Annotated in this window: 5 protein-coding genes and 6 pseudogenes; 6 read left to right on the forward strand and 5 right to left on the reverse strand. The window is 42.2% G+C overall.

Going from position 1 to position 7,756, the window contains the following annotated elements:
- Together AAY47_RS16030 and AAY47_RS16035 are read left to right on the forward strand one after the other, a co-directional pair.
- A pseudogene (locus AAY47_RS16030) lies at nucleotides 1–354 on the forward strand (TerL protein); the annotation flags it as partial.
- Nucleotides 354–1,747: pseudogene (locus AAY47_RS16035) on the forward strand (DUF1073 domain-containing protein). The pseudogenes AAY47_RS16030 and AAY47_RS16035, both read left to right, overlap by 1 nt.
- 17 nt (nucleotides 1,748–1,764) lie before the next feature.
- Here the strand turns inward: AAY47_RS16035 and AAY47_RS21380 are convergent.
- Nucleotides 1,765–2,459: pseudogene (locus AAY47_RS21380) on the reverse strand (IS1 family transposase).
- 303 nt (nucleotides 2,460–2,762) lie between these two features.
- Between AAY47_RS21380 and cml the strand changes: the two are divergent.
- Nucleotides 2,763–3,979: pseudogene (cml, locus tag AAY47_RS16045) on the forward strand (CmlA/FloR family chloramphenicol efflux MFS transporter).
- Nucleotides 3,980–4,045: 66 nt separating this feature from the next.
- Here the strand turns inward: cml and AAY47_RS16050 are convergent.
- Together AAY47_RS16050 and AAY47_RS16055 are read right to left on the reverse strand one after the other, a co-directional pair.
- Nucleotides 4,046–4,437: pseudogene (locus AAY47_RS16050) on the reverse strand (Rnf-Nqr domain containing protein); the annotation flags it as partial.
- Nucleotides 4,438–4,590: 153 nt separating this feature from the next.
- A complete protein-coding gene (locus AAY47_RS16055; protein WP_047771140.1) occupies nucleotides 4,591–5,304 on the reverse strand; it encodes a LexA family protein in 714 nt (237 codons plus the stop codon).
- 97 nt (nucleotides 5,305–5,401) lie between these two features.
- Here AAY47_RS16055 and AAY47_RS16060 point away from each other — a divergent pair, with 97 nt between their 5' ends.
- The 3 genes from AAY47_RS16060 (at nucleotide 5,402) to AAY47_RS16070 (ending at nucleotide 6,891) form a co-directional block, all read left to right on the forward strand.
- Nucleotides 5,402–5,599: a Cro/CI family transcriptional regulator gene (locus AAY47_RS16060; protein ID WP_047771141.1), complete on the forward strand. Its 198-nt coding sequence runs from the start codon at nucleotides 5,402–5,404 to the stop codon at nucleotides 5,597–5,599.
- A 110-nt stretch (nucleotides 5,600–5,709) separates the two neighbouring features.
- Nucleotides 5,710–6,162, forward strand: a complete 453-nt coding sequence (locus AAY47_RS16065; protein ID WP_152669826.1) for a DUF2335 domain-containing protein — start codon at nucleotides 5,710–5,712, stop codon at nucleotides 6,160–6,162.
- A 186-nt stretch (nucleotides 6,163–6,348) separates the two neighbouring features.
- A complete protein-coding gene (locus AAY47_RS16070) occupies nucleotides 6,349–6,891 on the forward strand; it encodes an NADAR family protein (protein WP_047771142.1) in 543 nt (180 codons plus the stop codon).
- Nucleotides 6,892–7,173: 282 nt separating this feature from the next.
- Here the strand turns inward: AAY47_RS16070 and AAY47_RS20870 are convergent.
- Together AAY47_RS20870 and AAY47_RS16075 are read right to left on the reverse strand one after the other, a co-directional pair.
- A pseudogene (locus AAY47_RS20870) lies at nucleotides 7,174–7,374 on the reverse strand (transposase); the annotation flags it as partial.
- 24 nt (nucleotides 7,375–7,398) lie between these two features.
- The coding region (locus AAY47_RS16075) for an ISAs1 family transposase (RefSeq protein WP_047771143.1) at nucleotides 7,399–7,756 on the reverse strand (358 nt) is incomplete at its 5' end.

The following is a 7,756-nucleotide window of genomic DNA, read 5'->3' on the forward strand; positions in this document are numbered from 1 at the left end:
CCGGGGGATGCATTCAGCGAACCCCGACTAAATAAAGATTTTTTCGCCAACGCGAAAGCGCAGGCATGGTGGGCGCTGCGCACCCGCTTTCAGAAAACCCACAGGGCAGTGAGTGAGGGGCGTTTTTACGATCCTGATGAGCTGATAGCTATTTCCGGTGAAATGCCGCTGAAAGATAAACTCATTATGGAATTGTCACAACCTACCTATTCTGTGAATGGCGTCGGGAAAATAGTTGTGGACAAAAAACCGGACGGGACTAAATCCCCCAATCTGGCTGACTCAGTCATGATCCTTTACGCCCCGATGGATATTTCAATGGAAATCTGGGAAATATTAGGACGAGGTTATTAATGGCGAAAAATAATCGCAAACCGCAGCTCACCGCAGACAGCTACGAGAACATGATGGCGCGTGTTGGGATGCACGCACCGAACCAGCACGCGGCGTCTACGTATCGTCCAAACTGGACGAGCCGTAACCAAATGCTGATAGAAAATGCGTACCGTTCGTCCTGGATTATCGGTGCTGCGGTGGATTCGGTGGCCGACGACATGACCCGCAAGGGTTTTCGCATCACCTCAGAAATAGACCCCAAAGCGCGTGGTGTGCTGGAATCACTGTTTGATGAGCGGGAACTGTGGGAAAACCTGAACAATATCATCAAATGGTCACGGCTCTACGGCGGAGCGGTCGGATTAATTCTGATTGAGGGGCAGGCGCCATTTACGCCGCTACGTCCTGAAACTATCGGCAAAGGCAAATTCAAAGGGCTGTTGCCCCTCGACCGCTGGCAGGTTGAGCCTGATTTAAACCGCCGTATTAAAGAGATAGGTAAAGATCTGGGTAAGCCCGAATTTTACCAAATCACGAATACGGGGCGTGGGATACCCGCATGGAAAATTCATCACAGTCGCTTGATTCGGTTCGATGGTGTAACCCTGCCATACCAGCAGGCGCAGACCGAAAACGAGTGGGGTATGTCGATTGTTGAACGCATTTACGACAGGCTCACGGCATTCGATAGTGCCACAACCGGTGCGGCACAGTTGGTTTATAAGGCGCATCTGAGAACTTACAGTATCGACAAACTGCGAGAAATCATTGCGATGGGCGGTGCGCGATTGGACGCGTTGCTCAAACACATGGACATGATCCGTCAGTTCCAGAGCAACGAGGGCCTGACGCTGATGGATAAAACCGATGAGTTTGAAACGCATCAATACTCGTTCAGTGGTCTGGATAATGTGCTGGCACAGTTTGCTGAACAAATATCAGGCGCGGTGGGTATTCCTTTGGTACGTTTGTTCGGGCAGTCGCCACAGGGTTTTTCTACCGGCGATGCGGATCTTGCCAACTATTACGACAATATCGGCACCCAACAGGAGCGGCGGTTACGCCAACCTATCCGCCGTTTATTGGATGTGATGCACCGCTCTGAGTTTGAAAAACCACTGCCCGATGATTTTACATTTGAGTTTAACCCTCTGTGGCAAATGTCAGATCTCGACCGTTCCACAATTGCCGTGAACACCGTCAATGCGCTGAATGGCGCACTCGATGGCGGCATGATGAATTTACAGGCAGCCATGAACGATTTACGCGAAATGGCTGATGTTACGGGCATTGGTGGCTCAATAACCGATGAGGAATCAACAACGCTGATGATGGTGCACCGCCTCAACTCGATGAGCTGGACAGCACGATACTACCCAATACCCTCGTTGAAAATACGGTCATGTACTAAATAGTTAGATACACATCTCAAATGTCGTTTTCACGCTCAATGAAAGTTCCTATGACTTTATCGTGCATTGCTTCCGATTTGGAAAAACAAAGGGTTTTTCGATTCAATCGCTTGATTCGCGTTCGCGGATTCAGATTAGCACGCTCTATACGCTGAGTGAATTGTTTACCAACCAGATGTTTTTCTTCAGGAAGTACCTGGTAAGGAGAATAATTATCCGTACAGAACAACCGAATGTTAAAGGGGGACAGTAATTTTAGAAGTTTATGTCATGTGGCGGTACTGCGGTCACCAAAAACGTGGGCGACAACCCGTTTTAGACGAGGCTCCCAAGCGTACCAGAGCCAGCGTTGATTTTTCTTGTTACCGACATAAGACCATTGTTCATCAACTTCGCAAATGAGTTCGATATCACGCCCACCAAGAGGAAGCGTAGTCACATTTCGGGGAGCGAGTTTTTAAGCATTTTCATGACGGTGGCTGTGGCAATTTTCAATACACGGGCGGTGTCGCGAATGCTGCTGTTATTCATAGCCATATCAACAACTTGCTCTTTCACTCCGGGGTTGCAGGCACGGTAGCTATATTCCAGTTGAAAGGTTTTTCGACAGGCATAGCAAGGGTAACGGGGATGACCGGCACTTCCTTTACCATGCCCTTTTACCTCTTCTGATTTGTGACAATAACGACAAACCACATCAATCTTAGCCATATTTCACCACTAAAAAGTACAAAGTTTATCACAGCAACTAATTATTTAATACATGACCCATCTGAAGATGAACAACTATCTATAAAATACTGCTCTTAATTTAAGATCCTTTGCCTCTTAGTATGAGGATTGTTATGATTCCGATTCATTCATTCTGAGATAACCTACTATGAACAGTGACAAGAGTGTAATCACAGATAGATAAGCCGCAGCAATCACAGTTTTTTCGGTTGTTGCGGCGTTCTCAAGAGCACTTAATTCTATGAACACGCCGCCAAATCCTTAATTTTAGGAGATGGATTCGTGCACTCAAAAGATTTTTTCTGGCAATATTCCCTTACCGCCACAATATTACTGTTATCCCCATTCAATATACTGGCATCACTGGCTATGGATATGTATCTGCCCGTAATGCCTTTTATCGCTGATGCCCTTGGTGCCGGAGCGGGAGCGATCCAGCTAACGCTGACTGCATATATGATCCTGTTAGGAGTTGGCCAGCTTCTATTTGGCCCGCTGTCAGATCGGCTAGGTCGCCGTCCTGTTTTGATTAGCGGTGGAATTGCTTATACGGTTGCTTCATTCGGCCTTGCCATTACTTCATCACCAGAAGTTTTTTTGGGTCTTCGCATTATTCAAGCCTGTGGCGCTTCAGCATGTCTCGTAGCCATGTTTGCGGCTGTACGCGATATCTATTCAGGCCGTAAAGAAATCAACGTGATCTATGGCTTGCTCGGTTCTATGCTTGCCATGGTTCCGGCAGTAGCGCCTTTGCTCGGAACACTGATTGACATTTGGTTGGGGTGGCGCGCAATCTTTGGTCTATTAGGATGTGCGATGGCAGTTACGGTTATTGTGGTCTGGAAACTCTGTCCAGAAACCAGACGGCAACGGATGGCAGACTTACAGTGGCAGCAATTACTTCTTCCTGTAAAATGCCTGAATTTCTGGATGTACACACTGTGCTACAGTGCAGGGCTGGGAAGCTTCTTCGTCTTCTTTTCAACGGCCCCTTGGGTAATGATGAGCCGACAAGGATTATCACAAATTACTTTCAGTTTGCTATTTGCAACTGTGGCTATCGCAATGATGGTGACTGCGCGAAGTGTGGGTAGTTTGATTGCCCGATGGGGGATACTAAATACGTTGCGGGTGGGAATGTTTTGCCTGATGGCAGGAGCTTTGTTGCTATCTGTTGGAGAAATGCTCATACCTGAGTCGGTGATTGGCTTTATTGTCCCAATGTGGCTTGTCGGTGTTGGGATTTCTATGGCGATTTCAGTAGCACCTAATGGCGCACTACAAGGTTTTGATCATATGGCCGGAACGGCAACAGCATTCTACTCCTGTTTGGGTGGGGTATTGTTGGGAATAGGTGGAACGCTCACCATTACACTTTTATCCAATGCCACCACTTGGCCGATTATTGCTTGGTTCTAGCAACAGTCGTACTTTGTCTGTCCTGCTTTATTAACAATGGAAAGCAAGAACAGCCGGATCAAAGTTGTGAAGCGGATTGATATACGAATACCTCGATGGGATTATAAGCTTCGCGTTTGCGGGGCTTTTTTGCTTTGATCGGTTTATTAAATTGATATCCCAGAGAATGACATAAATCCAAGTGACATAAGGCCGACAGTGATAAAAGCAATGCCTAATTCCTTTAATCCTTTGGGTATATTTGAATATTTCATTTTTTCTCGTAGTCCGGCCAGGGCAATAATCGCTAGCATCCAGCCAATGCCACAACCTGCGCCATAAGTAATAGATTCAGCAAAGTTATAGTTTCGCTCAACCATAAATATGGTAGCGCCAAAAATCGCACAGTGAATAGTAAGTAAGGCAGGAAAATTCCTAGCGAGTGATAAAGGGAAGGAATAAATTTATCGAGAAATATCTCCAAAATTTGGACAAGAGCAGCTAAAACACTGATAAAGGTTATAAAATTAAGAAATGATAAATCTATTCCTTCAATGATCTCTATAGTTTGTTAAATCAATATATTAAGTTGATTTTATAACAGAAAAATAGATAGTGCCCGATCATTACGGATAATGCTGTTTTCATAACTGGCTTAACTTATGATTTGGTGTTTTGTAAAAACACAGCTGTCATTGGGAAATGACTATTTTTAAGGTAATTTCCCAATTCTTGCTTCCACAACCACACCAATAATATTTACTTGATTACTAAGGGTAATCATATTGTATTGAGGATTTAATGGCTTTAAAAATGTATCATATCCTTCTGTAATCAGTTGCTTGAAAGTCAGTTCCTTCTCTCCATCGAGTTTTGCAACGACTAAATTGTTGGGAGTCGGCTTAACTTCTGGATCAACTAAAATGATCATGCCTTGCGGGAAGCTTAGTCCATTCGGCGATACCATTGAATCACCTTTTACTTCCAGCCAAAAAGCACGTTGTGAACACTCAATACAGGTTTCATATGCCTTTGCAGTGCGGCTTGTTTGGTATTTTGGTGCGGGATCTTCGCACCAATTACCTGCATTTACCCAGTCGAGTAATGGATATTGCCTATGCAGGAGCATATGACTGGCAAATGCCGCATTATCATCATAGAGAACAGAGACAAGTTTTCTTGCTTGTTTATCCAGCGATGGACTGAAATCTACAATTTTGACTTCCAGTTTTTGGGCAAAATAGGCCGCCATCTCCAAGTTAAGAGCGTTTATTCCGTTGAGATAGTGTGAAATTGCACTTTGTGTCTTGTCGATGTCTTCTGCAAGCGTTTCCTGAGAGATGCCGAGCTGCTTTTTTTTGGATTCAAATATCTCTTTTAAACGTGCCGAATCTGCAAGTTGTTCTGCTGTAAGTTTCTTTTTCATGGGGTCATTTTAATACCATCGCTATTAAAATGATAAATACTAAAAATATTGAAATATTTAGTACTTTAGATATTATCTTGAGGGGAGGAGGAATAGTATGGAAAAAATCCCATTATCAGAGTATGTAAAGTTGAATGGCCAAGTTAAAGCAGCACGTTTAGTTGGTGTTCATCAAACAGCGATCAGTAAAGCACTGCGTTCAGGCCGGAAAATATTTTTGATTCGTCAAGAAGATGGAACCTACAAAGCTGAAGAATGCCGCCCGTTCCCTAGCCAAAAGCAAGGTGTATTGTGAATAACGAAGATATCAGAAGTACGATTAATTCATCTCTATTATAGGTTGAACTTAATTATCTCACTGATTTTATTAAAGTGTTTTTTGTGTATATTGTTGGGGGAGAAAACGTGAACGTTAACATTGGTCATTACTTCAGAGCGATAGGGAGCATTCTTGACATTATGCCCGTAAATGATTACCGCAATGCTTTAGATGCTGATTCGTCAGATGGATATTTACTCGAAAATAAAGAGATATTTCATTTTCTTGATTCATTTCCATCCCCTGAAGTATTGAAGAGTTATGAAACAATTTTACCTGGTTACGCTGAAAGAGTATTTACTCTCAGAGAAAAAGAGCAGGTTTTTCAACATGAAAAGCAGAATAAGGCATTGAATGGGGTGATAAACAGAGATAGACGAGGGCAATGGATGGGCTTTTTCATTACCCTATTTATCTTAATCATTGCGACTGTTTTTGCTTTTAGAGGCGAAATATTATTTGCTGGTACTTTAATCACTATAGATTTGGTGGGATTGGTTTCTGTATTTGCCATTGGTCGTAAATTGAATATTAAATAATTTCAGAATAATATAAAGATTTATTCAAAAAATAGGTGATTATTCTTATTATCTGTCTTTTATATTAGTTATTTTTATGTTATATCAGTTAAACTAATGTGATATGTATCGACAAACATAAAATAATTTGTATGATAGGGAATGTTTATGTATTAAAAATAAATTAGCATGTTATAGAGAGTTAATATGGATATTAAAACCTTATGTGATTTGCACCAAACAGGAAAAAAACTGAAATATCTTTATTTCTGGGGACATAAAACCAATCATTCTAACCACATAACTAAAGCTTGTTTAAGTCAGTGGTATCCAGCTCCATTTATTGTTGATAACATAAAATATGTCAGTACGGAACATTATATGATGGCAGGTAAAGCTCGTTTGTTTAATGATCACGAAGTGCTGAAAAAAATTATCAATGCTAAAAACCCAGGTGCGGCAAAAGCATATGGGCGTGAAATACGTGGGTTTAACCCGTCGATTTGGGATGAATATCGGTTAAACATAGTGGTTGAAGGAAACTTAGCGAAGTTTTCTCAAAACAAGCCCTTGGCCGAGTTTTTATTGAATACTGGAGATAGAATATTAGTTGAGGCTAGTCCCGTTGACCGTATTTGGGGGATCGGATTATCAGAAAACACTGCTAACATTAATAATCCTTTGATGTGGGATGGACTCAACTTACTCGGGTTTGCATTAATGGCTGTGCGCGATAAATTAAAGATATAAAGTTAAGTATATACCAATCCAATTTCAATATGCGTGTTATATTTCCCCGCTGTGCGGGGAAATATAAGGCTTCACGTCGTCTTGCGGATTGCAACTTGAAGTTTATCGAGTATAGAGCCTAATCTGATAAGATCTATACTTTTTATTGTAATCATCACGTTATCTATGCCTTAGACAGTTACTGATTTTCTTTTGCTTTGTACGTAATTTCATCGAATCTAACATTGTGAGTTAATTAATAATTATAAGATAACTTGGATTCACATATTAAGTGCAATATCGTTATAAACGAAGTAAATGAGTTTTTGTCCCTTTAAATAGCTCATCCGGCGTATTGTAACCCCGTGTTTTTCGTGGCCGCTTATTTAAGCTGTTTGCCGCGAGATTTATCTCCAACTCTGATACCTTATTAAAATCGGTTCCTTTTGGAAAGTATTCCCTGATTAATCCATTCGTATTCTCATTTATCCCTCTCTCCCCAGGGCGCGAGCATACTTTGATTAATCCTCAGCCAAAGAAAACCTGTGCACGATAATCATCACTCCAACCGGCTTTTTTGAGTTTATTTCGTTGACTGGGTGCACCACAATCACATTGTTTCACCATACTCAACACGATACGCCGGAATAACGCCAAATTTTCAATCGCCCCGTCCAGTACAATGCGTGAATCGTCCTCTTTAAAAACCACATCAAGAATATAGTGCTGGCTATTTTCAATGCGCCAATGCTGGCGAATGTAGTACCCCAATAATTTATGGCGGGGAGAAAGGGAACTGACATAGTAAGATGTCTCCACCGTGCCCTTACCCTTTTCTGTCCGGTGCCGCTCAACCGCAATAATGCTGCGGATTGTCGGCCATTTC

This window comes from Xenorhabdus griffiniae, from assembly GCF_001028135.1.
GTDB classification, from domain to species: domain Bacteria; phylum Pseudomonadota; class Gammaproteobacteria; order Enterobacterales; family Enterobacteriaceae; genus Xenorhabdus; species Xenorhabdus bakwenae.